Annotated in this window: 24 protein-coding genes; 17 read left to right on the top strand and 7 right to left on the bottom strand. The window is 69.9% G+C overall.

What is annotated here, in order from left to right:
* The first annotated feature begins 18 nt into the window (after nucleotides 1-18).
* Nucleotides 19-351 carry a nuclear transport factor 2 family protein gene (locus ACTJJ4_RS04300; protein WP_440942162.1) on the top strand — a complete coding sequence of 111 codons (333 nt, stop codon included), beginning with the start codon at nucleotides 19-21 and terminating at the stop codon, nucleotides 349-351.
* Nucleotides 352-418: 67 nt separating this feature from the next.
* Nucleotides 419-1,273: a hypothetical protein gene (locus tag ACTJJ4_RS04295; RefSeq protein WP_440942161.1), complete on the top strand. Its 855-nt coding sequence runs from the start codon at nucleotides 419-421 to the stop codon at nucleotides 1,271-1,273.
* A gap of 13 nt (nucleotides 1,274-1,286) precedes the next feature.
* Here ACTJJ4_RS04295 and ACTJJ4_RS04290 read toward each other — a convergent pair whose 3' ends face one another.
* Both ACTJJ4_RS04290 and ACTJJ4_RS04285 read right to left on the bottom strand, forming a co-directional pair.
* A complete protein-coding gene (locus ACTJJ4_RS04290) occupies nucleotides 1,287-2,612 on the bottom strand; it encodes an erythromycin esterase family protein (RefSeq protein WP_440942160.1) in 1,326 nt (441 codons plus the stop codon).
* A complete protein-coding gene (locus ACTJJ4_RS04285) occupies nucleotides 2,609-3,325 on the bottom strand; it encodes an ASCH domain-containing protein (protein WP_440942159.1) in 717 nt (238 codons plus the stop codon). The genes ACTJJ4_RS04290 and ACTJJ4_RS04285 overlap by 4 nt, the downstream gene beginning before the upstream one ends.
* 76 nt (nucleotides 3,326-3,401) lie before the next feature.
* Here ACTJJ4_RS04285 and ACTJJ4_RS04280 point away from each other — a divergent pair, with 76 nt between their 5' ends.
* Nucleotides 3,402-4,382 (top strand): aldo/keto reductase, encoded by a 981-nt coding sequence (locus ACTJJ4_RS04280; protein WP_440942158.1) that lies wholly within the window; start codon nucleotides 3,402-3,404, stop codon nucleotides 4,380-4,382.
* Nucleotides 4,383-4,472: 90 nt separating this feature from the next.
* Here ACTJJ4_RS04280 and ACTJJ4_RS04275 read toward each other — a convergent pair whose 3' ends face one another.
* Together ACTJJ4_RS04275 and ACTJJ4_RS04270 are read right to left on the bottom strand one after the other, a co-directional pair.
* Entirely contained in the window at nucleotides 4,473-5,327 is an 855-nt protein-coding gene (locus ACTJJ4_RS04275; protein WP_440942157.1) for a phosphotransferase family protein, read from the bottom strand.
* Nucleotides 5,324-6,745, bottom strand: a complete 1,422-nt coding sequence (locus ACTJJ4_RS04270; protein ID WP_440942156.1) for an RNB domain-containing ribonuclease — start codon at nucleotides 6,743-6,745, stop codon at nucleotides 5,324-5,326. Before ACTJJ4_RS04270 ends, ACTJJ4_RS04275 begins: the two co-directional genes overlap by 4 nt.
* Nucleotides 6,746-6,850: 105 nt before the next feature.
* Here ACTJJ4_RS04270 and ACTJJ4_RS04265 point away from each other — a divergent pair, with 105 nt between their 5' ends.
* The 3 genes from ACTJJ4_RS04265 to ACTJJ4_RS04255 all read left to right on the top strand — a co-directional run bounded on the left by ACTJJ4_RS04265 (nucleotide 6,851) and on the right by ACTJJ4_RS04255 (nucleotide 10,609).
* Nucleotides 6,851-7,621: an isocitrate lyase/PEP mutase family protein gene (locus ACTJJ4_RS04265; RefSeq protein ID WP_440942155.1), complete on the top strand. Its 771-nt coding sequence runs from the start codon at nucleotides 6,851-6,853 to the stop codon at nucleotides 7,619-7,621.
* 58 nt (nucleotides 7,622-7,679) lie between these two features.
* A complete protein-coding gene (locus ACTJJ4_RS04260; protein ID WP_440942154.1) occupies nucleotides 7,680-9,434 on the top strand; it encodes a proline--tRNA ligase in 1,755 nt (584 codons plus the stop codon).
* A 140-nt stretch (nucleotides 9,435-9,574) separates the two neighbouring features.
* Nucleotides 9,575-10,609, top strand: coding sequence for a TIGR00730 family Rossman fold protein (locus tag ACTJJ4_RS04255; protein WP_440942153.1), 1,035 nt, complete (start codon nucleotides 9,575-9,577; stop codon nucleotides 10,607-10,609).
* Nucleotides 10,610-10,670: 61 nt separating this feature from the next.
* Here ACTJJ4_RS04255 and ACTJJ4_RS04250 read toward each other — a convergent pair whose 3' ends face one another.
* Complete coding sequence (locus ACTJJ4_RS04250; protein ID WP_440942152.1) at nucleotides 10,671-11,018, bottom strand: hypothetical protein; 348 nt, start codon at nucleotides 11,016-11,018, stop codon at nucleotides 10,671-10,673.
* A 100-nt stretch (nucleotides 11,019-11,118) separates the two neighbouring features.
* The gene (locus ACTJJ4_RS04245) at nucleotides 11,119-12,480 is read right to left on the bottom strand and encodes a flavin monoamine oxidase family protein (RefSeq protein WP_440942151.1); all 1,362 of its coding nucleotides are present in this window, start codon (nucleotides 12,478-12,480) and stop codon (nucleotides 11,119-11,121) included.
* A gap of 119 nt (nucleotides 12,481-12,599) precedes the next feature.
* Here ACTJJ4_RS04245 and ACTJJ4_RS04240 point away from each other — a divergent pair, with 119 nt between their 5' ends.
* The 7 genes from ACTJJ4_RS04240 to rbfA all read left to right on the top strand — a co-directional run bounded on the left by ACTJJ4_RS04240 (nucleotide 12,600) and on the right by rbfA (nucleotide 21,120).
* Nucleotides 12,600-13,577, top strand: coding sequence for an alpha/beta hydrolase (locus tag ACTJJ4_RS04240; protein ID WP_440942150.1), 978 nt, complete (start codon nucleotides 12,600-12,602; stop codon nucleotides 13,575-13,577).
* 87 nt (nucleotides 13,578-13,664) lie between these two features.
* On the top strand, nucleotides 13,665-15,725 hold the full coding sequence (locus ACTJJ4_RS04235) for a PhoX family protein (protein WP_440942149.1): 2,061 nt from the start codon (nucleotides 13,665-13,667) through the stop codon (nucleotides 15,723-15,725).
* 81 nt (nucleotides 15,726-15,806) lie between these two features.
* The gene (locus ACTJJ4_RS04230; RefSeq protein WP_440942148.1) at nucleotides 15,807-16,292 is read left to right on the top strand and encodes a DUF3592 domain-containing protein; all 486 of its coding nucleotides are present in this window, start codon (nucleotides 15,807-15,809) and stop codon (nucleotides 16,290-16,292) included.
* A gap of 79 nt (nucleotides 16,293-16,371) precedes the next feature.
* Nucleotides 16,372-17,361, top strand: a complete 990-nt coding sequence (gene nusA, locus ACTJJ4_RS04225; protein WP_292697842.1) for a transcription termination factor NusA — start codon at nucleotides 16,372-16,374, stop codon at nucleotides 17,359-17,361.
* A 69-nt stretch (nucleotides 17,362-17,430) separates the two neighbouring features.
* Nucleotides 17,431-17,703 (top strand): YlxR family protein, encoded by a 273-nt coding sequence (locus ACTJJ4_RS04220; RefSeq protein WP_440942147.1) that lies wholly within the window; start codon nucleotides 17,431-17,433, stop codon nucleotides 17,701-17,703.
* Between the two features lie 94 nt (nucleotides 17,704-17,797).
* Complete coding sequence (gene infB, locus ACTJJ4_RS04215) at nucleotides 17,798-20,563, top strand: translation initiation factor IF-2 (protein WP_440942146.1); 2,766 nt, start codon at nucleotides 17,798-17,800, stop codon at nucleotides 20,561-20,563.
* Between the two features lie 134 nt (nucleotides 20,564-20,697).
* Nucleotides 20,698-21,120, top strand: coding sequence for a 30S ribosome-binding factor RbfA (rbfA, locus tag ACTJJ4_RS04210; RefSeq protein ID WP_292697835.1), 423 nt, complete (start codon nucleotides 20,698-20,700; stop codon nucleotides 21,118-21,120).
* Between the two features lie 77 nt (nucleotides 21,121-21,197).
* Here the strand turns inward: rbfA and ACTJJ4_RS04205 are convergent, their stop codons facing one another.
* Nucleotides 21,198-22,085: an A/G-specific adenine glycosylase gene (locus ACTJJ4_RS04205; protein ID WP_440942145.1), complete on the bottom strand. Its 888-nt coding sequence runs from the start codon at nucleotides 22,083-22,085 to the stop codon at nucleotides 21,198-21,200.
* 43 nt (nucleotides 22,086-22,128) lie between these two features.
* Here ACTJJ4_RS04205 and truB point away from each other — a divergent pair, with 43 nt between their 5' ends.
* From truB to ACTJJ4_RS04185, 4 genes are all read left to right on the top strand, one after another.
* Entirely contained in the window at nucleotides 22,129-23,022 is an 894-nt protein-coding gene (truB, locus tag ACTJJ4_RS04200) for a tRNA pseudouridine(55) synthase TruB (RefSeq protein ID WP_440942144.1), read from the top strand.
* Entirely contained in the window at nucleotides 23,019-23,387 is a 369-nt protein-coding gene (locus ACTJJ4_RS04195) for a hypothetical protein (protein ID WP_292697829.1), read from the top strand. The genes truB and ACTJJ4_RS04195 overlap by 4 nt, the downstream gene beginning before the upstream one ends.
* A gap of 123 nt (nucleotides 23,388-23,510) precedes the next feature.
* Nucleotides 23,511-23,903: a hypothetical protein gene (locus ACTJJ4_RS04190; protein WP_440942816.1), complete on the top strand. Its 393-nt coding sequence runs from the start codon at nucleotides 23,511-23,513 to the stop codon at nucleotides 23,901-23,903.
* Nucleotides 23,900-24,847, top strand: coding sequence for a bifunctional riboflavin kinase/FAD synthetase (locus ACTJJ4_RS04185; protein WP_440942143.1), 948 nt, complete (start codon nucleotides 23,900-23,902; stop codon nucleotides 24,845-24,847). Before ACTJJ4_RS04190 ends, ACTJJ4_RS04185 begins: the two co-directional genes overlap by 4 nt.
* Nucleotides 24,848-24,910: the final 63 nt, after the last annotated feature.

Here is a 24,910-nt window from a genome sequence, read left to right as displayed (position 1 = left end):
CGAATCGAGGAGACATCGATGCCCGCTGCAGATCTTCCCGCGCCCGTCCAGGCGATGGTCGATGCCATCAACTCCGCCGACACCGAGGCGTTCGTCGCCGCGTTCACGGCCGACGGCTTCGTCGACGACTGGGGGACGGTGAAGTCCGGCCCGGAGGGGATCCGCTCCTGGGCGGACAGCGACGCTATCGGCGCCGGCGCGCGGATGACGGTGCTCTCGGCCGAGACTGCGGGCGACACCACCAGCATCCGCTTCGGCTGGCGCAGCAACGTCTTCAACGGGGAGTCGACGGGCGTGTTCGTCGTCCGCGGCGACAGGCTCGTGAGCTTCACGATCCCGCCGAGCCACTAGACCTCCGCAGGCTCCGCGGCCGCTGGTCGCATCGTCGTCCAGCCCCTCGGTCGCGTAGCGTGGGAGCATGCAGTCCACGCGTGTGACGTTCCCCGATGGCTCCCTGACCGGTGAGGGCGACGTGCTGATCGTCGACCGCGAGCGGGCGGTGGTCGTGGTGGACGCGACGCCGTTCCACCCGGTCGATCACACCTGGCCCGATCAGCCGGGGGACAGCGGGACGATCACCGTCTCCGACGTCGTGCTCGACGTCTCCGAGGCCGTGATGGCTGCCGTCAGCGATGAGGGCGAGCTGGCGGTCGGCACCGACATCCCGGTCAAGCGCGGCGCGGACGGGTGGACGTGGCTGGTCGGCCATCGCGTGGACGGAGAGATCCCGGGATCCGTCGTCGCAGGGGCATCCGCGCGTCTCGAGGTGGATGCCGCACGCCGGGCCGGGCTGAGCCGCGGTCACACGGCCTGTCATCTCGCTTCGCTGGCGCTGGACGCCGCGCTCGCCGACCTGTGGCGCAAGGAGATCGGCGTCGACCCGCTGGGGCACCCGGACTTCGAGGGGCGGGCGAACCAGACCAGCTTCATCCACCCGGACGGCAGCGTCGACGAGTACCGGCTCGGCAAGAGCCTGCGCAAGGCCGGATTCGACTCCGAGGGCTTCGCTGCCTCGCTCGCCCAGCGCGAGCAGCGGATCAACGAGCTGCTGGCCGGCTGGATCGCGTCGGGTGGCGAGAGCCGCATCGACGTCGAGGGCCCGGGCATCTCGGACCGGCGCACCTGGCGCTGTGCGCTCCCCGAGGGCGAGGTCGGCTTCCTCTGCGGCGGCACGCACGTGCGCTCGCTGGCCGAGTTCGCATCCATCGCCGTGTCGCTGGACCTCAGCGATCCGCAGCTGCTGGTGATGACGACGACGGCAGTCCCGGCCTGAGCCGCGAAGGGCGTCAGGCGAGCCCGTCCTCGTCGATCCAGGTGTGCCACGGCGTGACCTCGTCGACGTACGCGATCGCGTCGAAGGCATCGAGAATCGGCAGGGGCTGCAGCACGTCGCCGTTGCGCAGACCCGCGGTGCGTTCCAGGGCGGACGCGGCCTCCGGCGGAGCCGTGCGGAGGTCGACGAGGAAGTCGCCGATACCGGCCCCCGAGAACGCGGCGTCCGCGCTCGCCGGGTCGGGCGGTCCGAGCGGCTGGACGAACGGATGCGAGTGGCCCGGGGCATCCTCGGGACGAGGCCGATGCAGCCACGCGTCGCCGTGCCCGAACGCGGTGCCGATCGCCACGTAAGCGGAACCCAGCCGATCAGCGAGATGGCCGCCGAGGGTCGTCATCGGCTCGGGCACGAACGGGGGAGCGCTGAACGCCGTGCGCTGCACGTGTCCGTTCGCGGCCGCAACGAGCACCCGCGGTTCGCGTTCGAGCACCCACTCGACGGAATCCGCCATCCAGACGTCCCGCACGTTCGCGGCAGGCCAGGTGCGGGAGGGCGCCGAGACCATCGCGTGCAGGAACGCATCTCCCGCCTGCGCGCTCTCCGCGGAGCGGATGCCGAACCGCACCCGCTCCTCGGCCGCGTTCCCTCCGCCGAGGCTCGCGATCATGTCCGGACGGCGGGCGCGCATCCTCGCGACAAGGTCGGTCAGCGCGACCGTGATCTCGTGCTGCGCGGCGGCATCCAGCGCGAGGTAGGAGTGGATGGCCGGCGCGGCCTGAGCCAACCCGGTGCGGTCCGCCGGCAGGTAGGAGAACAGCGGGAGCAGCATCGAGCGGAGGTGCGCGGCGTAGTGCGGGTCCGTGTCGTCGAGGAGCGCGAGCGCGGCCTGGACAGCAGGAAGGACCGACGCCGAGGAGTCCGGGATGTCCATGCCGGCGAAGCGCACGGGGACGGACCCGCGCACCTGCTGCTCGCGCATCCAGGTGACCTGGTCGAGCATCTCCTGGCAGGCGCCGAAACGGTAGCCGATGCCCTCGGCCAGCACGTCGCGGAGGCGCCCCTCGCCGGTGCGGATCCAGCGGTCGACGAGTCCGCCCTCGGGCATCCCGCTCTCCATGACCAGCGCGGTGAAGCCGGCACGACGCGCGAGGAAGCGGAAGACGCGGTGCCGCACCTGCAGGAACTCGTGCATGCGGTGCATGGACTCGCCGATCGCGACGACACGTGCGTCGCCGATGATGTCGAGCAGCGGCTCGAGGTCGTCGTCGTCCTGCTCATCGGGGTCGAGCGTGCGCAGGCGATGCGCCGAAGAGCGCAGCCAGTCTTCGAGGTCGCTCATCCAACCGCCCCAGTGACGTGGAACCGGACGACCTCGACGGTGTCGGCATCGGTGATGGCCGGGTAGTGCCCGCGCAGACCGGCTCTGAGCTCATCGGCGCGCTCGCAGCCCTCCAGGCGCGCGTCGTCATCGCTGATCTCGTCGAATCGCTTGGAGACCACCGAGTCGATGAGTCCTGGAAGCCTGCGGTACACGTCGTCGAACTCGAAGAGCAGCCAGGCGGGTCCTGGCTCGCAGGGATCGTTCAGACGGGTCGTGGCGGTCTTGCGCCCATCCCGTACGGCCTCGAAGTAACCGGCGCTGAAGCGGACGAACCGCTCGGGCTCGGCATCCGGATGCCGGTAGGAATGGGGCAGGAGGCTGCGGACGTTGACCGGACCAAGTTGGTCGCCGTCCCGGATGATCACGTCGCAGTCCGGATGCTTATCAAGCAGCGCCTGGCGACACCGCCCGCACGGAGCGATGACGTCGCGGTCCCCGTCGCCGACGGCCACGATCGTGACCAGGGGGCCGGATGCCGCGGCTGCGGCGACCCCGAGGACGACGAGCTCCGCGCAGGGCCCGCCGGTGAAGGGGTAGTCGTTCACAGCGGTGTGGATGCGTCCGAGAGTGTCCATCGCGGCTGCGGCGACCGTGTGGTTCGGGTCGCCCCGCAGGGCACGCGCCTGTTCACGTGCCGCATCGAGCACGCGCGTCTCCGGTGGGTAGAGCATGGTTCAGTCTCGCACTCCGCCCATCACGCCAGGGCAGCGGCGTACGCTCGTCGCAGAGTCGATGAGGAGCGCGCACATGAAGACGAGGATTCTCGGACTGGGCCTGGAGGTCTCGGCGATCGGCCTGGGCTGCATGGGCATGTCGCAGAGCTATGGCCCGAACCCCGGATCGCGGGATGACATGATCGCCGTGCTGCGCGGAGCGGTGGACGCGGGGGTGACTCTGTTCGACACTGCCGAGGTGTACGGACCGTATGTCAACGAGGAGCTGGTCGGCGAGGCGCTCGAGCCGGTCTGCGACCAGGTCGCGATCGCGACGAAGTTCGGCTTCGACATTGGCCGGGAAGGTGGACTGAACAGCCGGCCCGAACATATCCGGGAGGTCGCGGATGCCTCGCTGCGGCGGCTGCGGACGGATGTGATCGACCTGTTCTACCAGCATCGCGTCGACCCGGATGTGCCGATCGAGGACGTCGCGGGGACGGTCGCGGAACTGGTCGCCGCGGGCAAGGTTCGTCATTTCGGTCTGTCCGAGGCCTCCGCCGCGACGATCCGTCGCGCGCACGCCGTGTTCCCTGTGACGGCGGTGCAGAGCGAGTACTCGCTGTGGACGCGCGACCCGGAGGCGGAGGTGCTGCCGGCGCTCGAGGAGCTGGGCATCGGCTTCGTGCCGTTCAGTCCGCTCGGCCGCGGTTTCCTCACCGGCGCGATCGATGCGAGCACGACCTTCGCGAACGACGACATGCGCCGCGGTCTGCCGCGCTTCACGGAGGAGAATCGCGACGCGAACGCGGCACTCGTCGCGCATGTCGCCGAACTGGCGGCGGCGAAGCACGCCACGACGGGACAGGTCGCGCTGGCGTGGCTGCTCGCACAACGACCCTGGATCGTGCCGATCCCCGGCACCCGCAGGATGTCGCGCATCCAGGAGAACCTCGCCGCGGCCGACCTGGAGCTGACACCGGGGGAGCTCGACGACCTGGACGCGCTCGCCGCGAGGATCGGAGTGCACGGAGAGCGCTACCCGGAGTCGATGCAGCGCACCGTCAACGGCTGACGCGGGTCGAGGCTCGGCAGAATCTCGGAGATATGCAGAATCTCGGATGCTGTGCATCGAAAATCTCCGAGATCGTGCACATCTCCGCGGTCATGAACCGTCGTACGCGTCCAGCGCCTCGGTCAGCATCCGGTGGCCCTGCTGCTCGAACGCCTCGTCGCGCACCTTGAACGCCCAGCACGCGGTACCCACGGCCTCGCGCAGGGCATCCAGGCGCCACAGGTCCGGATCCCGCGGGTCCGGACCGTAACCCGCGAAGAACGCGGCCTCCAGATCTGGGCGCTCCCGCCACTGCTGAGCTGCCAGGCGCGTGAGGTCCGAGGCCGCCGGGCGGAGTGCGAACCGCCCGAAGTCGATCACCCGTACGACGCCGTCATCGATCAGCCAGTTGCGAGGGTGCCAGTCGCCATGCGTCGGCACCAGCGTCGTCGCCGGGGCGGGCACGGATGCCAGTACCTGACGCGCACGTGCGGCCACCGCCGGGTCGATGCGGTGAGGCTCATCCAGCCAGTGCAGCGCCCTGGCCGTCGCACGCGCCTCGTATTCGGCATCCGTCCGAGAGTCCTGCTCGTGCAGCCGCCGAAGCAGCTCACCCGCCTGTGCATAGGTGTCGGGTTGCCACTCGGCATCCGCGCCCAGCACCAGCTCGCCGGGAAGGTAGTCGAGCAGGATCACGCGGTCGGCCGCGGACGCGTCCCTCAGCCGGGCGGCGTGGCCGGTCGAGATCAGCGGCTCGGTGTAACCCGCATGGGCGGAGATCTCGCGAGTCAGATGCGTGTCCGACGGTCCGGCGGCCTTCACCACGACGTCCTCGCCGCCCGCCCGCGCGTGCAGCACCGTGGTCTCGACGAGACCCCACGACATGTCGCGCACGAGCTCGGCATCCGGCATCCGCTCGCCCACCCACGCCCGCTGCGCGGCGTCGAGACCGGGCAGCGGGCTCACGCGGCGAACTGGACTTCGCCCTTGGCGACGTCCACACTCGTCAGCTTCAGTGTCACCGTGTCGCCGGGAGCGGTCCCCGCACGCACGGGCGCGGATGCCGTCACAGCCGGTTCTGCGATCTGCACAGCTGCGCGCGACTCGCCGCGCAGCTCGATGACGGTCGCCTCGATGCTCTTCCCGACCAGCGGATGCAGCAGGGCGGCCTCCACGCGGTCGATGGTCTCGCCGTTGAGCGTCGACGCCCGCTGCGCGGACTGCTGCATGACGTCCGGGAGCTGGGGGAGCGACTCCCGCGCCCACTCCGGTGCGGGCCGGCCCTGCGAGACTGCCTCGCAGATCGCCAGCGACCAGCGATCGACCAGCCGCCGCAGGGGCGCGGTGGCATGCGCGTACGGCGCGCCGATCGCGGCCTGCTCGAGATCCCCGGCCGGCACGGTGCCGTCGAACGTGACGTAGCCGGCTCCGCGGAACAGCGATGCGGCGGCCTCGAGCACGGGCAGCGTCATCGGATCGTTCTTGTCCAGACCTCGCAGGTAGTCCCCGTACCTGCCGTCCTTCCACGGCCGTCCGAGTGCCTCGGTCTGCCGGCGGAATCGCGAGAACGCCTGATCGTCCGGCTGCGGCATCGTTCGCAGCACGCCCACCTTCGCGCCGATCATCAGCTCTGCTGCGGCCATCCCGGTCATGAGTGACAACTGGGCGTTCCAGTCCTCGATGGGCAGCGGACTCCGGCGCTCGATGTCGTAGCTGCCGTCGGGCTTCTGGACGACCTCCTCGTCGGGAAGGTTCAGGCTCGCGCCGCCGCGCTGCTGCTCCTGCTGCTGCCGCAGTCCGCCGATCTCGCCCAGCAACGACAGCGGGCCTTCCTGCCCCGCGTCCAGCAGCTCCTGCGCCGCCACGTAGTCGAGCTGAGCGCGCGACCGCACCAATGCGCGCTCCAGGCGGAAGTCGGTCACGGCCCCCGCGGAGTCCAGCACGAAGGTCCATACCAGCGCGGGCCGCTCCTGGTCGGCCAGGAGTGAGGCCCTTCCCTCCGAGAGCACCTTCGGGTGCAGGGGGATGTTCCCGTCGGCCAGATACAGGGTCTGGCCACGCTGGCGCGCCTCGGCGTCCAGAGCGCCACCGGCCCTGACGAAGCCGGGGACATCGGCGATCGCGTATCGCACCTGATATCCCGAACCCGCGCGGGACAGGTGCATGGCCTGATCGAGATCCTTCGAACCCGCCGGGTCGAGCGTCACGAACGGCACCTCGCGCAGGTCGAGGTCCGGCACCTCCGGTGTCGTCGACTCCGCCTCCGCCAGAGCCTCGGGCGAGAACTCGACGGGGGACTCGATGCCCGCACGCAGGGCGGCGAGGGCAGCGGCCAGCTCACTCTGCGAGGCGGACGGGGCGACATGTGATCGACGCTGAGGCATGTCGTCAGCCTATTCGCGGGCGCTCGCCGAGCCGGAGCGCCTCGGCCGCGCGTCATCCTGGGGCATTCGCGCGCCGGTGTCCGCGACCGGGACTAGCGTGGAGCCATGAGCACCGCTGACAAGGCCCGCACCCTCACCGACCTCTACCTCGCCCCCGAGATCCTCCGCGTCGTCAACATCTGGGACGTCGTCTCGGCGAAGGCGATCGCCGCGCTCCCCGAGACGCGCGCACTGGCCACGGCGGGGCACTCCATCGCCGCGAGCTTCGGCTACTCGGACGGGCAGATCCCCCGGGAGCTCATGCTCGACATGGTCGGTCGCATCGCAGCATCCGTCGATCTGCCGGTCTCGGCAGACCTGGACGACGGCTACGGCGACGCGGGGGAGACCACCCGCCTCGCGATCGGCGTCGGCATCGTCGGCGCGAACGTCGAGGACAGGCTGAAGCCCTTCGCCGAGTCCGTCGCACAGGTCGAGGCCATCGTCCGGGCCGGTGAGGCCGAGGGCGTCTCCTTCGCTCTCAACGCCCGCACCGACGCGATCGTGCGCGGCGGTGACAAGCCGCTCTCGGACAAGCTGGCGGATGCCGTGGAGCGCGGCCGCGCCTATCTCGACGTCGGTGCGACCGCCGTCTTCGTGCCCGGCATCCTGGACGCCGACGCCACCCGCTTCCTCGTCGACGGAATCGGCGCGGGCAGGGTCAGCGTGATCGGACTCCCCGGCGCACTCACCGCCGCCGAGTACGAGGCTCTCGGCGTCGCCCGCATCTCGTACGGGCCCTTGCCGCAGCGCGTCGCGCTGACCGCGCTGCAGGACACGGCAGCCGACCTCTACGCGAACGGCGCGATCCCGGCGGGCACCCGCGCGCTGAACTGACGCGGCACCGAACCGACGCGCGGCGGATGGGCGTCCACGCGGTCGATACAATCGACCCGTGGTCACACGTCTATCGAACTTCTTCCTCCGCACGCTCCGCGAAGACCCTGCAGACGCAGAGGTCACCAGCCACAAGCTGCTCGTTCGCGCCGGCTACATCCGCCGCGCAGCGCCAGGAGTGTTCACGTGGCTGCCGCTCGGCCTGAAGGTCAAGTCGCGCATCGAGCAGATCATCCGCGAGGAGATGGGCAACGCCGGCGCGCAGGAGGTCCACTTCCCCGCGCTGCTGCCGCGCGACCCCTACGAGCAGTCGGGACGCTGGGAGTCCTACGGCGACGGGATCTTCCGTCTGCAGGACCGCAAGGGCGCCGACTACCTGCTCGCGCCGACGCACGAGGAGATGTTCACGCTGCTGGTCAAGGACCTGTACTCCTCGTACAAGGACCTGCCGCTGACGATCTATCAGATCCAGGACAAGTACCGCGACGAGGCGCGTCCGCGAGCGGGCCTTCTGCGCGGTCGCGAGTTCACGATGAAGGATGCCTACTCCTTCGACTCCTCCGACGAGGGACTGGACGTCAGCTATCAGAAGCAGCGCGACGCCTATGAGCGGATCTTCCAGCGCCTCGGCCTCGAGTACGTGATCGTGAACGCCGACAACGGCCTGATGGGCGGCGCCCGCAGCGAGGAGTTCCTGCACCCGACGCCGGTCGGCGAGGACACCTTCGTGCGTTCCGCCGGCGGCTACGCGGCGAACGTCGAGGCGTTCACGACCGCCGTTCCCGAGCCTGTCGACTTCTCCGCCGTGCCCGCTGCGACGATCTTCGATTCGCCCGCGACGCCGACGATCGAGACACTCGTGGCACATGCCAACAAGACGCTGGAGGGCGAGTACACCGCGGCGGACACGCTCAAGAACGTGGTGCTCGCGCTCACCCATCTCGACGGCACCCGCGAGCTCGTCGTGGTCGGCATCCCCGGCGACCGTGAGGTCGACGAGAAGCGTGCGGAGGTCGCGTTCGCGCCCGCGGAGGTCGAGACCGCGACGCCCGAGGACTTCGAGAAGAACCCCCTGCTCGTCCGTGGCTACATCGGCCCCTGGTCCGAGACGGGCGCGGTGCTTGGCGAGGAGTCCGCCACCGGCATCCGCTACCTGGTCGACCCGCGCGTGAGCGAGGGCACAGTGTGGATCACCGGTGCGAACATCGACGAGAAGCACGCGCACTCGGTGGTCGCGGGTCGCGACTTCTTCGCCGACGGCATCGTCGAGATCGCGAACGTCCGCGAGGGCGACCCCGCTCCCGACGGCTCCGGTCCGGTCGAACTCGCCCGCGGTATGGAGATCGGACACGTCTTCCAGCTCGGTCGCTTCTTCGCCGAGACCCTGGGGCTGAAGGTGCTCGACCAGAACGGCAAGCTCGTGACGGTGACGATGGGCTCCTACGGCATCGGCGTGACCCGCATCCTCGCGATCATCGCCGAGCTGAACAACGACGACAAGGGTTTGATCTGGCCGGCATCCGTCGCCCCGTTCGACGTGCAGGTCGTCGCAGCAGGGCGCGACCAGGTCGCCTTCGACGTGGCGGAGGACATCGCGAACCAGCTCGAGGCTGCTCGCCTGGACGTGCTCTACGACGACCGGGTGAAGGTTTCGCCCGGTGTGAAGTTCGGCGACGCCGAGCTGGTCGGCGTGCCGAAGATCGTGATCGTCGGCCGTGGCGCGGCCGAAGGGCAGGTCGAGCTGTGGGACCGCGCGACCGGCGAGCGCGAGGCGATCTCGGCGGCGGATGCCGTCGCACGACTCACGCGCTGAGATGACAGCATCCGTGCGAACACGGATGCCGGACGCACCCGTGAGGTGGATCATCGTGCCGTGGCGCGATGATCCACCTCGACGCGTCGCCGACCTGCTCGAGGACTCCGCCCGGGCTGCGCCTGTGACAGGCTGAGGGCATGACGGATGCCACGCTGAACGACGACCTGCGACACGAACTGACGACGCTTCTCGACCGTGCGGGCATCCACACCGACCGGGGGCTGATCGCGCGGATGCTGCAGACCGCGCTGAAGCTCGGGGTCGAGCACACGGACCGGCTGGACCTGAAGATCGCGTCGGCCGCGCTGAGCGAGATGCACGATGCCTTCCGGCTCTTCCAGCCCTTCCACCAGGTGCCCAAGGTCACGGTGTTCGGATCGGCGCGCACCGCGCAGGACGACCCGCTCTACATCCAGGCTCGCGATGTGGCCGCCGCGCTCGCGAGCGACGGATGGATGGTCGTCACGGGCGCCGGCCCTGGCATCATGCAGGCCGCCGCCGAGGGAGCCGGCGCGAGGATGTCGCTGGGTGTCTCCATCAGGCTGCCGTTCGAGGAGCGGATGAACACGATCATCGCCCAGGATGCGCGGGTCGTCTCGATGAAGTACTTCTTCACCCGCAAGCTCATGCTCATGAAGGAGTCCCGCGGGTTCATCTGCCTGCCCGGGGGATTCGGGACGATGGACGAGATGTTCGAGCTGCTGACCCTGCAGCAGACCGGCAAGGCCGAGCCGATGCCGATCGTGCTGCTCGACGCACAGGGCGGTTCGTTCTGGACAGGCCTGAAGACCTTCGTCGACGAGCATCTCGCCCCAGCAGGAGTGATCTCACGGGACGACCTCGACCGCGTGCTCATCACCGACTCCGTCAGCGAGGCCGTGGCGAACATCACCGGCTTCTGGCGCAACTACGACTCGCTGCGCTGGGTGGGGGACAGGCTGGTCCTGCGGCTGGTGCACGAACCGACGGATGTCGACATCGACAGCCTCAACGAGCGCTTCGGCGGCATGTGCGCGGAAGGGCGCATCGAGCGCACCGACCCGCTCGACGTGGAACTCGCCGACGGGGATGCCGTCGAGCTGCCCCGCATCGTGCTGAACCTCGCCCAGCGCTCCGTGGGCTCGCTGTTCGCGCTGATCCGCGCCATCAACGAGCTGCCCTCGGCACGCTGAGGCCGACGGGGCGAACGCTCGCCGCAGGCGGGGCCGACGGCGAGCGGTGCTCGAGATCGGGTCAGGGCTCCGGGGACTCGGTCATGTTGCCACGGCAGGCGTCGCCGGGGTTGAAGCCGCCCATCGAGGCCTTGACATCGGGGTTGCGCATGAACGTGCCGAAGTTCTGCACCCCGTGGTAGCCGTGCTTCTGACTGCCGCGCATCGCGAGCGCGTCATCGTCGAACCCCGCAGGGTTGTTCTCCACCTGGTCCCAGGTGTCCTGTCCGGAGAACGCGCATTCGGAGGAGGCATGATTCGCGCCCTGCGCATCCTTGCCGTTGCCCGTCACCTCTCCCGCGTACGCCGTGCCCGTCCCGACCAGCACGAACACCAGCGCGACGGTGGCCCCCAGTGCCATTCGCTTCATGATTCCGCCTTCCAACGACGGGGCGCACCGATGCGACCCCTGTTCCGACAGAAGGCTAGGTGGGTGTCACAGCTCGCGCATCAGTGCTGATACGGAGAAATCATCTCCGGGGAGGGTGATCCGCGGTCCTCTCCGCCACATGCTTCGCGAACTCCGCGAGGTCGACGGCGTGCCCGAGGATCCGCTCCGCAGCCCGATGCCCCGAACGGTACGCGGCTCCGACCGTCGCGGGCTCCGCGCCCCAGGTTGCCTCGCCCGCGAAGTGCAGGCCGCCTTCGAACGGCCCCGCCAGGGCATCGTGATCGTGATGCGATGCCCCGACCGGCAGATGCGAGTAGGAGCCCGCGGCGAACGGGTCGTCGCCCCACCGCGTGACCCACGAGGCGATCGGGTCGCCCACTGCGTCCCCGTACAGGGCACGGAGCGCGCTGACGGAGTCCGCGACGACCTCGGCATCCCGAAGGGTCTGGAGGTGCCGGCCCAGCGGACCCGCCGCGAAGGTGAGCAGGGTCGGGACGCCGCTGATCGACGATACGTCGTACCAGGAGTGCCAGCGCTCGCCCGCCTCGCCGAGCGCGCGGATGACGTACGTGTCCGCACGCCAGAAGCGCTCGGGGAACTGCACGAAGATCTTGTTGAACACCCCCATGCCGAGCCGGGGGATCGGTCCCGTGGCGGCCTCGGGCAACGGCGGGTCGAAGGCGATCGTGCCGGCCTTCAGCACGCCGAGCGGCACGGTGACGACGACCTGCTGCGCGCTGAGGTCGCCGTCGTCCGTGTGGGCGAGCCATTCGGCATCCGTGCGCCGGATCGTCCTGACGGCATGCGACAGTCGCACATCGAGCCCCACCGAGATGCGGTGCGGGATCTCGTCATAGCCGTGCGGGAAGATCACCTCATCACCGTCGATGCCGTCCTCGTCGAGGCCGTGCGCGTCGAGGTCGCCGATCCAGGCACCGCACTGCTCCTCGACACGATGCCGGAAGAACTCGCGGATCTCGTCGATCCGCTCGGCATCCAGCCCTGAGGCGTCCAGCGCGCGTTCGGTCACGTCCAGGTAGCTGTCCCCGGGAGCGGAGGCGGCGATCTGCTCCGCGAGTGCGGCGTCCACCGCCTCCACGTCGGAGATCCATCGTTCGGACGCCGCAGCATCCATCGGCCGTCCGGTGCCGTCGAAGTGCTCGATCGGCCGCCCGCCCGCCTGGAAGCTCCCCACCGTGAACTCCCGCGTCGGGATGTCCAGCGCCTGCACCAGCTCCCAGAGCGGCGAGTGCTCGATGCCGTGGATCCAGGAGGCGCCGAGATCGACGGGGAAACCGGCGGTGCGGTCCGTGCGCATCCGCCCGCCGATGCGCTCCCGCGCCTCCAGCACCACGACGCGCCTGCCCGCGTCGGCCAGCATCCTGGCGCACGTGACGCCTGCCATGCCCGCACCGACGACGACCGTGTCGAATCGCTCCATGCCCTCAGTATGAAGCGTCCGGACCCGCCGACCCGGCAGGGCCGGCGCTCGCCGCCGTGCGCATGTCGAGCGTGGAACGGGTCTCCCGAGGGCGAGCGCGGGAGTGTCATCATGAGCACATGACGCATTCGGCGGAGGTCAGCTGGCAGCTCGACGGCATCGACATGTTCGGAACGTTCACCACGCCGGACGCCGGTGGGCCGCATCCTGCCGTGGTCATGGTCGCAGGCAGCGGACCCACGGATCGCGACTGGACGTCACCTCTGCTGCCGGGGGACAACGGCTCGGCGGTGCTGCTCGCCGAGTATCTCGCCGCGGCGGGCATCGCCTCGCTCCGGTACGACAAGCGCGCCTCCGGGCCGCACGTCGCGGAGAACATCCCGAAGATCGCCGGCCGGATGAGCATGGAGTCCCACCTCGACGAGCTCGTCGCGGCGGTCGGAGTCCTCACCGCCCAGCGCAACATCGATTCCACGCGCATCGTCGGTCTCGGCAACAGCGAGGGATGTCTGCACGTGCTGCACTATGCGGGCAGCGCCCAGCATCCGCCCTTCGCCGGTCTCGTGCTCACCGCTCCTCCCGGCCGTAGCATCGGTGCTGTTCTCCTGAGCCAGTTGCGCGCGCAGCTCGGCTCCCTTCCCGACGGAGACGAGCTGTTCCCGCTCGTCGAGCAGGCCGCCGCGCGTTACAGCGCCGGCGAGCCCATGGACGCCGATCCGCGCCTGCCGGAGGGCGTGCGCGGCGTGCTGGCGAGCTTCGAGACCCCGGTGAACCTCCCGTTCGCGCGGGAGCTGTGGAACGAGGATGCGACGGCGGCCCTCGCATCGGTCACCGTCCCCGCTCTGGTGCTCATCGGACGCAGGGACGTTCAGGTGGACGCCGAGCTCGACGGCGGTCCGCTCCGGTCGGCGGCATCCGGGATGCCGAACGTGACCTTCGCGTTCCCCGAGCACGCCAACCATGTGCTCAAGGAGGATCTGCGCTCGCCGGAGGAACGGGCTGCCGCTCCCGGGAGCGGGTACAACGAACCGGGTACGCGCCTGGACCCCGAGGCGCTGGGCGCCATCCTCTCCTGGCTGCGCGTCGTGGTGGGCTGAGGCACAACGCCGAGTTCAAACCCCGTTCATCCGCCCGTCATCAGCGCCCGGCATCGTGTCATCCACCGCATCCGACGAGGAGGACCGATGACTCTGGCCGAACCCACGCGACGCAATCTGCCCATGCTCGATCACGTGCGAGGCAAGCGCTCAGCGGTCACCTGTCAGCTCAAGTGCGCGAACGCGTGCCTCGGCCCCGAGTGCAACACGTCCGCCAACGAGGACTTCCGCTCGATCGCCACGGCCGTCTTCTCCCGTCGTGCCCTCTTCGGACTCGGTGCTGCGGCCGCGGTGGCGGTCGCCGTGGGAGTGGGACGAGGCGAGGGCGCACCGACCTCCGCGCCCTCGGCGGCAGGCGTCGGGGGACCGGGCGCGTCCTTCGCGCGGCCTGGTCGCGCAGGCCTGTCCTTCGGTGCGATCGCCCCGGTTCCGGCCGAGGTGGACGCCTTCACCGTGCCGGACGGCTACACCTGGAAGCCGATCATCCGCTGGGGCGATCCGCTCTTCTCGAGCACGCCGGCCTTCAACATCGAGGCGCAGACGCCCGAGGCGCAGGCCGGGCAGTTCGGCTACAACAGCGACTACCTCGACATCGTCGCGGATCCCAGCGGGAAGACCGGCGTGCTCGTGAACAACCACGAGTACGTCAACCCGAACCTCATGTTCCGCGACACCGGCGATGCCGCCGAGCTGCGTCGTCGCGGTGACATCTACAAGGCCGCCCAGGGCATGTCGGTCGTCGAGATCCGCCGTCGCCGCGTGGGGGACCCGTGGGAGTACGTCGTCGACGGCCGGCGGAACCGCCGCATCACCGTCGAGACGGTGTTCGAGCTCACCGGCCCCGCCGCAGGGTCCGACCTCGTCAAGACCGCCGCCGACCCGGAGGGCCGTTGGGTGCGCGGCACCCTGGGCAACTGCTCCGGCGGCACCACTCCGTGGGGCACCATCCTCTCCGGCGAGGAGAACTTCAACGGCTACTTCGCGTGGGCGGCCGACACGGCCGAGCAGAAGCGGTACAGCGGCTCGAGCACGACGAGCACCTCCACCGGCTGGGAAGCCTACGACCCGCGCTTCGACGCGCACCGGGCGGACTACGTGAACGAGCCGAACCGGTTCGGCTACATCGTCGAGATCGACCCGCAGAACCCCACCTCTACGCCGCGGAAGCACACCGCGATGGGGCGCTTCAAGCACGAAGGCGCCAATGTGCGCGTCGCCGAGGACGGCCGCGTCGTGGCGTACATGGGTGATGACGAGCGCAACGACTACCTCTACAAGTTCGTCTCGAAGAACCGCATCTCGGGTTCGCGCAAGAAGAACCTGAAGCTGCTCAGCGAGGGCGACCTGTTCGTCGCCAGGTTCCGTGGCGACTCGCCCGCCGCGGAGATCACCGGAACCGGCGCGCTGCCGACCGACGGAGCGTTCGACGGCACCGGAGAGTGGCTGCCGCTCACCAGGAACGGCGATAGCGTGGTGCCGGGCTTCACCACTGAGCAGGTGCTCGTCTACACCCGCCTCGCCGCCGACGCGGTCGGCGCGACGAAGATGGATCGCCCCGAGGACGTCGAGCCGAGCCCGGTCACCGGCAAGGTGTACGTCGCGCTCACCAACAACTCCCGGCGCAACGAGGTAGACGAGGCCAACCCGGTGCGCGGCAACCGCTATGGACACGTGGTGGAGATCACCGAGACGGCCGGGCAGTCGGGAACCCGCTTCGGGTGGAGCATCCTGATGCTGTGCGGCGATCCGAACACCTTCGAGAACGCCTACTTCGCCGGATTCCCGAAGGAGCTGGTCTCTCCGATCTCCTGCCCCGACAACGTCGCGTTCGACTCCCAGGGCGATCTGTGGATCTCCACGGACGGCGCGCCGGGCACGATCGGCTACGGCGACGGGCTGTTCAAGGTGCCGCTGACCGGCTCCGAGCGCGGCCACGTGCAGCAGTTCCTCTCCGTGCCGCGGGACGCCGAGACCTGCGGTCCGGTGATCCACGACCGCGAGGGCCTCGTGTTCGTCGCGGTGCAGCATCCGGGGGAGGACGGCACCTTCGACCAGCCGCGCTCGCTGTTCCCGGACTACGGCTCGACCGCGCCGGGCGACATCGCGACGGCGCCGCGCCCTGCCGTCGTGCAGGTGCACCGGGCCTGAGCGGATGCCGGTGCCGCGACCCGCGGGTGCGCGGCACCGGCACTGACGTCAGGGCCGGTCGTATCCGGCTAGCCTTCCAGGATGGACATCTGGGACATGCTGAGCGGCCTGCTGGACGGCGTCGGCGTGCTGATCGGCGTCGTGGCCCTGCTGCTCGGTGCACTCGCCGCGCTCGCGTGGCTCTGGGGTCTGCGCGCCCTGCTGCGCAGGCTGCGCGAGTCACGGGAGATCGCCGGGAACTGGCCGCGCGCCGCCGCATCGATCGCCCGGGTCGACATGGTCCCCTTTCCGCTGCCGCAGGATGCTCCTCGGCCGTTGGCGCACTACGGCTTCACGGTCCGCGATCGGGCGTACACGGGCGAGGACGCCGAGCGGCTTCTGGTGGCTCCCGCGGTCGGCGACACGGTGGAGGTCCTCTACGATCCCGCCGACCCCGCCGTCAACCACCTCTCGACGCGCATCCGCTCCCGCATCGGGTCGTGGCTGGCGCTGTTCATCGTCGTGGAGCTCGCGCTGCTCGGGTGCGTCGTGCTGCTCCTCTGGCTCGGCGTCGACGCGCTCATCTGAGTGGCCGAGGTTCGGGTATTCTTTTCTGATGCCCGCGGAGTGTCTGTCCGCGGAGAGAGCTGAATAGAGGAGACCGCTGATGGACATCGAACTCGGACTGCTGCGCGGAATCGAGAAGGAGAAGGCGATCCCCTTCGACGAGCTGGTCTCGATCATCGAGCAGGCCATCCTCACCGCCTACGGCAAGCACGTCTCCGCCGACGGCGCTGTGCCCGAGGGCGTGCGCGTCGAACTGAACCGCACCACCGGACACGTCGCCGTGCTGCAGCCCGTCACCGACGAGGAGGGCGCGGTCATCGGCGAGGAGGAGGCGACGCCCGAGGACTTCGGCCGCATCGCCGCCTACGCCGCCAAGCAGGTCATCGGCCAGCGCCTGCGCGACATCGCCGACGACGCCGTTCTCGGCGAGTTCCGCGGCAAGGAGGGCGACATCGTCGCCGGCATCATCCAGCAGGGGCCCAACCCGCGGATGATCCACGTCGATCTCGGCTCCGTCGAGGCGATCCTGCCGCCCGAGGAGCAGGTCCCCGGCGAGGAGTACGCCCACGGCACCCGCCTCCGGGTGTACGTGACCAGCGTCGCCAAGGGGACGAAGGGTCCCCAGATCACCGTGTCGCGCACCCACCCCGGGCTGGTCCGCAAGCTGTTCGCCCTCGAGGTCCCCGAGATCGCGGCCGGTCTGGTCGAGATCGTCTCGCTCGCCCGCGAGGCGGGTCACCGCACCAAGATCGCCGTCAAGGCCAACGACCCCTCGGTCAACGCCAAGGGATCCTGCATCGGCGAGATGGGCCGCCGCGTGCGGGCCGTCACCGAGGAACTGTCCGGCGAGAAGATCGACATCGTCGACCACCACCCCGATCTGGCGACCTTCGTCGCCAATGCGCTCTCGCCGGCCAAGGTCACCTCGGCGTTCGTGCTGGATGCCGGCACCAAGGCCGTGCGCGCACTCGTCCCGGACTACCAGCTGTCGCTCGCGATCGGCAAGGAGGGCCAGAACGCCCGGCTCGCGGCCAAGCTCACCGGCGCCAAGATCGACATCCAGCCCGACAGCGTGATGGCCGAGGAGTGACCGCGGGGGAGCGACGCACTCTGCGCACACGCCGGGCGCCGGGCTTCGATCCGCGTCGCGAGGTGTAAGATGGAAGCTGTACGAACGTGTGTCGGCTGCCGCGGTCGTGCCTCTCGAACCGCCATGATCAGGGTGGCCCTGCACAATGACGAGCTCGTCTTCGACGAGCGAGCCGTGCTGCCGGGGAGGGGCGCGTGGCTGCATCCGTCACGCGAGTGCCTGGATGCCGCGTTGCGGCGCCGGGCCTTCGCACGAGCACTTCGCATCTCTCCGTCCATCGGTTTCCCCGAAGCGGCGGATGCGCAGACCACCGAACGGTACTTCCACCGAAACAAAGGCTGAACGGCTATGGAAACAAAGTGAACGGCTCGAAATGAGACCCGTCCGCGACTAGTGGTCTGCCCTGCCAGGGCGGACCGACCCTGACAGGAGAATTGTGGCTGGTAAACCACGCGTGCACGAGATCGCCGCTGAACTCGGCGTCGACAGCAAGTTCGCTCTCGCGAAGCTCAAGGAGCTCGGCGAGTTCGTGAAGAGTCCCTCTTCCACCATCGAGCCCCCTGTGGCTCGCAAGCTCCGCGCTGCCATCGAGGCGGACCCGTCGGCCAAGGCCGCGGACAAGCCCGAGGCGAAGCCTGCGGCGGCGAAGGCACCGGCATCCGGCGCGCCCAAGCCCGGTGCTCCGGTCCCCGGACCCAAGCCCGGTCCCAAGCCGGCCGCCAAGGCCGAGGCACCCGCCCCCGAAGCCGCACCCGCGGCTCCGAAGGCGGAGGCGCCTGCACCCGCTGCGGACGCCCCCAAGCCGGGCGGCAGCGCGCCGAAGCCGGGCGGCAACGCGCCGAAGCCGGGCGGCAGCGCACCCAAGCCGGGCGCTCCCCGCCCCGGCAACAACCCGTTCTCGTCCGCGCAGGGCATGGGCTCGCGCCCGGCGGGTCCGCGTCCGGGAAACAACCCGTTCGCCTCCGCACAGGGCATGGGCCAGCGCCCGACGCCGGGTAACATCCCGCGTCCCCAGGCGCCGCGTCCCGGCTCCCCGCGCATCGGCGCCCCGCGTCCCGGTCGTCCCGGTGGCGGTGCTCGCGGCGGTCAGGGCGGTCGTCCCGGTGCTCCGTTCCAGCAGCGCACGGGCGGTCCCGGTCGTCCCGGCGGTGCTGGCGGCGCTGGATTCCAGCGTCCGGGCGGCGCACCCGCGGGCGGCGGCTTCGCCGGTCGTCCCGGTGGCGGCGGCGGTCGTGGTCGTGGACCCGGCGGTGGCACGGCAGGTGCCTTCGGCAAGGGCGGCGGCAAGAGCAAGCAGCGCAAGTCGCGTCGGGCGAAGCGGCAGGAATTCGAGATGCGGTCGGCGCCGGTCGTCGGCGGCGTCAACGTCTCGAAGGGCAACGGCGAGATCATCCGTCTGCGCCGCGGTGCCTCCATCGCCGACTTCGCGGACAAGCTCGAGGCTCTGAACGGTTACACCGTCCAGCCCGGAACGCTCGTCACGATCCTCTTCAACCTGGGTGAGATGGCCACGGCCACCGAGTCCCTGGACGAGGCGACCTTCGAGGTGCTGGGTGCCGAGCTCGGCTACAAGATCCAGATGGTCTCGCCCGAGGACGAGGACAAGGAGCTCCTGGAGGGCTTCGGTCTCGACCTCGAGGCCGAGCTGGAGGCGGAGAGCGAGGACGACCTCGAGATCCGCCCGCCGGTGGTCACCGTCATGGGTCACGTCGACCACGGTAAGACCCGACTGCTCGACGCGATCCGCAAGAGCAACGTCATCGAGGGCGAGGCCGGCGGCATCACCCAGCACATCGGTGCGTACCAGATCTGGACCGAGCACGACGGCATCGAGCGCGCTGTCACGTTCATCGACACCCCGGGTCACGAGGCGTTCACCGCCATGCGTGCCCGTGGTGCGCAGGTGACCGACATCGCGATCCTCGTGGTCGCCGCCGACGACGGCATCATGCCGCAGACGGTGGAGGCGCTGAACCACGCCCAGGCGGCCGACGTGCCGATCGTGGTCGCGGTCAACAAGGTCGACAAGCCCGAGGCCAACCCGGCCAAGGTTCGCCAGCAGCTCACCGAGTACGGTCTGGTCGCCGAGGAGTACGGCGGGGACGTCATGTTCGTGGATGTGTCGGCCCGTCAGGGCACCGGCATCCAGGACCTGATCGACGCCGTGCTGCTGACCGCCGACGCGGGTCTGGACCTCACGGCCAACCCGAACAAGGCGGCCCGTGGTGTCGCGATCGAGGCCAAGCTCGACAAGGGCCGCGGTTCGGTCGCCACCGTGCTGATCCAGTCCGGAACGCTGCGCGTCGGAGACGCCATCGTCGCCGGCACCGCGTACGGCCGCGTCCGCGCCATGCTCGACGAGAACGGCGAGCAGGTCACCGAGGCCGCGCCGTCCCGCCCCGTGCAGGTGCAGGGTCTGAACTCCGTGCCCCGCGCCGGTGACGTGTTCATCGTCACCGACGAGGACCGCATGGCCCGTCAGATCGCGGAGAAGCGCGAGGCCGTCGAGCGCAACGCCCAGCTGGCCAAGGCCCGCAAGCGCATCTCGCTCGAGGACTTCACCCGTGCTCTCGAAGAGGGCAAGGTCGAGACGCTCAACCTCATCATCAAGGGCGACGTGTCCGGTGCCGTCGAGGCGCTGGAGGAGTCGCTGCTCAAGATCGAGGTCGACGACTCGGTGCAGCTGCGCATCATCCACCGCGGTGTCGGTGCGATCACGGAGTCGGATGTGAACCTGGCGACGATCGACAACGCGATCATCGTGGGCTTCAACGTCCGTCCGGACGCCAAGGCACGCGAGGCCTCGAACCGCGAGGGCGTGGACATCCGCTTCTACTCGGTGATCTACTCGGCCATCGAGGAGATCGAGAACTCTCTCAAGGGCATGCTCAAGCCGGAGTTCGAAGAGGTCCAGTCGGGTGTCGCCGAGATCCGTGAGGTGTTCCGCTCCTCGAAGTTCGGCAACATCGCCGGTGTCATCGTCCGCTCCGGAACGATCACGCGCAACGCCAAGGCGCGCGTCATCCGCGACGGCGTCGTCATCGCCGATGGCCTGGCCATCGAGTCGCTGCGTCGCTTCAAGGATGACGTCACCGAGGTCCGCACCGACTTCGAGGCCGGTATCGGCCTGGGCAAGTACAACGACATCCAGATCGGCGACGAGATCGAGACCACGGAGATGGTCGAGAAGCCTCGCGGCTGACATCTGGACGCTGCTCCGGCGGCTGCCTTCCCTTCACTCGCAGAGTGGGGCCCCTACCCCAATGCTCGTGAAGGGAAGGCAGCCGCCTTCGCGGTTCCACATGGAATCCGCTCGGAAGGTATAGGAATAGGAACATGGCTGGAGAACGACAGGCACGGCTCGCGGATCGCATCCGCGTCATCCTCGCCGAGCGCCTCGAGAAGGGGCTGCGCGACCCGCGACTGGGCTTCGTGACGATCACCGACGTGCGCGTGTCGGGCGACCTGCAGCACGCGTCGGTGTTCTACACGGTGCTCGGAAGCGAGGAGGAGCGCGTCGCCAGCGGTGCCGCGCTGACCTCTGCCACCGGGATGCTGCGCAAGGAGGTCGGCCGTCAGCTGAACGTGCGCCTCGTGCCGACGCTGGAGTTCATCCCGGACGCGCTGCCGGAGTCGGCCGGGCACATCGCCGACCTGCTGCGCCAGGCGCGCGAGCGGGACGAAGAGGTGGCCAAGCTCGCCGCAGGTGCGACCCACGCCGGCGACGCCGACCCGTACGTGCACGACGACGAGGACTGAGCCGAGGCCTGACGAGCGCTGAGTGACCGTCGGGCCACTCTCGGCAGCTCGGGGAGGGTTCTGCCTGCGCCTGCCCCTCACACGGGCAGGCGCAGCAGCCCGTCCACGGCCTCGACCAGCCCGTCGCCGATCAGAGAGTCGATCGCCCGGTCGCGCTGAGCGGTGTCCGGCCAGTCGGCCAGCACGGCATCCGCCGGCATCCGATGACCCTCGGCATGGCGCAGCGCGCGCAGCACGCCGCCGCGCGCCTGGCGGTCCGAGCCCTCGTACTTCGCCTGCCGCCGCCGCGTGTCGCCGGTGTCCGGGCGGCCCGCCTGAAGCCAGGCGCAGGAGGCCGCGATCGGGCAGATCTCGCAACGGGGTGCGCGCGCGGTGCAGATCACGGCACCGAGTTCCATCATCGCGGCGTTGAAGACGGCTGACTCCGCGACGCCCTCCGGCAGGAGCTGCGTCATACGATCCAGGTCCTTCTTCGCGGGGGCGTCCGGCTGCGCGCGCCCGTCGACGGCGCGCGCGATCACACGGCGCGTGTTGGTGTCGACGACCGGATGCCGGTCGCCGTAGGAGAAGACCGCGACCGCCCTGGCCGTGTAGTCGCCGATGCCCGACAGCGCCAGCAGAGCGCCCACGTCACGGGGCACCGTGCCGCCGTGCCGCTCCACGACCTCGACCGCCGCGCGGTGCAGCCACAGCGCCCGGCGCGGATAGCCGAGGTTCGCCCACTGGTGCACGACTTCGGCCGGCGTCGCCGCAGCCATCGCCGCAGGGGTGGGCCACCGCTCCAGCCAGGCCTGAAGGTGCGGGATGACGCGGGTCACCGGGGTCTGCTGCAGCATGAACTCGCTGACCAGCGTGCCCCAGGCGCCGTAGCGCTCGGCGAACTCGGCCCGCCGCCAGGGAAGATCCCTCGCCTCCTGCCGGTACCAGTCCGCGAGCGCGTGCGGGAGGACGGCGGCGGTCGGCATCCCGCCAGCCTAGACGAGCTCCGGGCATCGATAGGCTTGACGGGTGGCATCGCACGGCATCCTCCTCGTCGACAAACCCGCAGGCCTGACCAGTCATGACGTGGTCGCGCGCGTGCGGCGCGCTTTCGGCACCCGCAAGGTCGGGCACGCCGGGACGCTCGACCCGATGGCGACCGGACTGCTGGTGATCGGCATCGAGGGCGCCACCCGGCTGCTGACGTACATCGTCGGCGCCGACAAGACGTACACCGCGACCATCCGCCTCGGCGCCCGGACTACCACGGACGACGCGGAGGGCGACACCGTCGACACCGCGGATGCCGGGGACTGGGCGTCCGTCGACGACGAGGCGGTCCTCGCCGGCATCCGGAACCTCACCGGCACGATCGCGCAGGTGCCCAGCTCGGTCTCCGCCATCAAAGTTGCGGGCAAGCGCGCCTACGACCTGGTGCGGGCGGGGGAGAGCGTCGAGCTCGCGGCCAGGCAGGTGACTGTCTCCCGATTCGACGTGCTCTCGCAACGCCGGACGGAGGGGTTCCTGGACCTGGATGTGATCGTCGACTGCTCCTCGGGCACCTACATCCGCGCCCTCGCACGGGACCTCGGTGACGCGCTCGGCGTCGGCGGCCACCTGACCGCGCTGCGTCGCACCCGCGTCGGCGGTTTCGAGGTGGCGGATGCCGTCGGCATCGACGAACTGGAGGGCGCCGCGACCCTCACACCCGCGGCGGCCGCGACCCGCGTCATGCCCGCGCTCGATGTCACCGCGGAGGAGGCGCGAGACCTCCGCCACGGCAAGCGACTCGTCGGGCAGCGCGACCGGCTCGATGCCGCCGAGGTGGCGGCGATCGATCCGGACGGCGCCCTCGTCGGCATCCTCGAGGCCCGCGGGCACGACATCAAGAGCGCCATGAACATGCCGGAGGTGCAGGCATGATCCTGTGGTTCACGATCGTGCAGATCGCGATCGCCTGCGCATCCGGGCTCTTCTGCCTGATCGCCGGCCTCGCCGGACGTCGACCCAGCGACTACACCGTGGGCAGCCTGCTGCTGGTCGAGGTGCTGCTGATCGTGCAGGTCGTGATCGCGATCATCGCGCCGCTGGCCGGCAATCCGCCCACCGGTGACCTGCTCGAATACTGGGTGTATCTGATCGCGGCCGTCCTGCTCCCTGTCGGCGGCACTGCCTGGGCGCTGCTGGACCGCACCCGCTGGAGCACGGTCGTGCTCGGCGTCGTCGGCCTGTCGCTGGCGATCATGCTGTGGCGGATGCAGAGCATCTGGACCCTGCAGATCGGATGACCGCCCGCTGCGACCCATCGCGGCTCGCGATGCCCGCGGCGGCATAGGATGGTGGATGCGATGTCCAACACCGATGCTCCGCCCCAGCCCGCTGACCCGATGAGCGAACACGGGCGCACCCGGATGACGGGTGTCGGGCGGGTGCTCGTGATCGTCTACGCCGTCATGGCGCTGGGCGCGACCGGGCGCAGCTTCGTGCAGATCGTGCGGCGCTTCGACGAGGCCCCGCTCGCGTACTCCCTCTCCGCCCTCGCCGCGGTCGTGTACATCCTGGCCACGCTCGCCCTGGTGCTCGCGCATCGGCGCGGCTGGTACGCGGTCGCCTGGATCGCCATCCTGTTCGAGCTCACCGGCGTGGTGACCGTGGGCCTGCTGAGCCTGCTGGTCCCGACGCTGTTCGGCCACGACAGCGTGTGGTCGTACTTCGGCATGGGCTACGTCTTCATCCCGCTCGTGCTGCCGCTGTTCGGTCTGTGGTGGCTGCGCACGCATCGACCGCAGGAAGCCTCCGCATGATCGTCTTCCGAGACCCCTCCGAGGTCCCCGCCGACTTCGGCCCCAGCGTCGTCGCCATCGGCAAGTTCGACGGCGTGCATGTCGGCCACCGCGCGATCATCGAGCGGATGCGGGTGGATGCGGCAGCCGTCGGCGCCAAGACGGTCGCGGTGACCTTCGACCGGAACCCGCTCGAGATCCTGCGTCCCGAGCTGTGTCCCGAGAACGTCGTGGCTACCGACCGCAAGGTCCAGCTGCTGGCCGAGCTCGACCTCGACGCCACTCTCGTGCTCACGTTCGACAGGGCCCTGGCGTCACTCGCCGCCGAGGACTTCGTGCGCAGCATCCTGGTGGACGCGCTGCATGTGGTGACCGTGCTCGTCGGACGCGACTTCCGCTTCGGCCGTGGGGGCGCGGGCACGCCCGAGCTGCTGCGCGAGCTCGGGCCGACGTACGGCTTCACCGTCGACGTCATCGACGACGTGCATCCGGACGGCGAGCAGCGTCGCGTCTCCTCGACCTGGATCCGCGAGCTCCTCGCGGAGGGCGATGTCGTCGAGGCGGCGAAAGCGCTCGGGCGCCCGGTCGCGGTCACCGGCGAGGTCGTGCACGGGCTCAAGCGCGGACGCGAGCTCGGCTTCCCGACTGCGAACCTCTCCGAGCTGATCGACGCGCTCGCGCCCGCGGACGGCGTGTACGCCGGCTGGCTGGACGACCACGACACCGGCATCCGGCATCCCGCCGCGATCTCGGTGGGCACCAACCCGACTTTCGACGACGTCGAGCGACGTCAGGTCGAGGCGCACGTGCTCGACGAGTCGGGCCTGGACCTGTACGGCCACAGGGTCACGGTGGAGTTCACCGACCACCTGCGCGGCATGGTCGCGTTCGAGGGCATGGATGCGCTGATCGCACAGATCGCCGCCGACGTCACCGAGGCGCGGACGCGACTCGGCCTGGGCTGAACCCCGCAGACGGCATCCGGATGCCGTAAACTGTCGCCTGGCACTCGAAGCCGCCGCTGCGCG

Origin of the sequence: Microbacterium sp. 22195 (assembly GCF_052056515.1) — a bacterium.
Taxonomy (GTDB): Bacteria; Actinomycetota; Actinomycetes; order Actinomycetales; family Microbacteriaceae; genus Microbacterium.
This window is presented reverse-complemented; position numbering and strand designations above follow the sequence as displayed.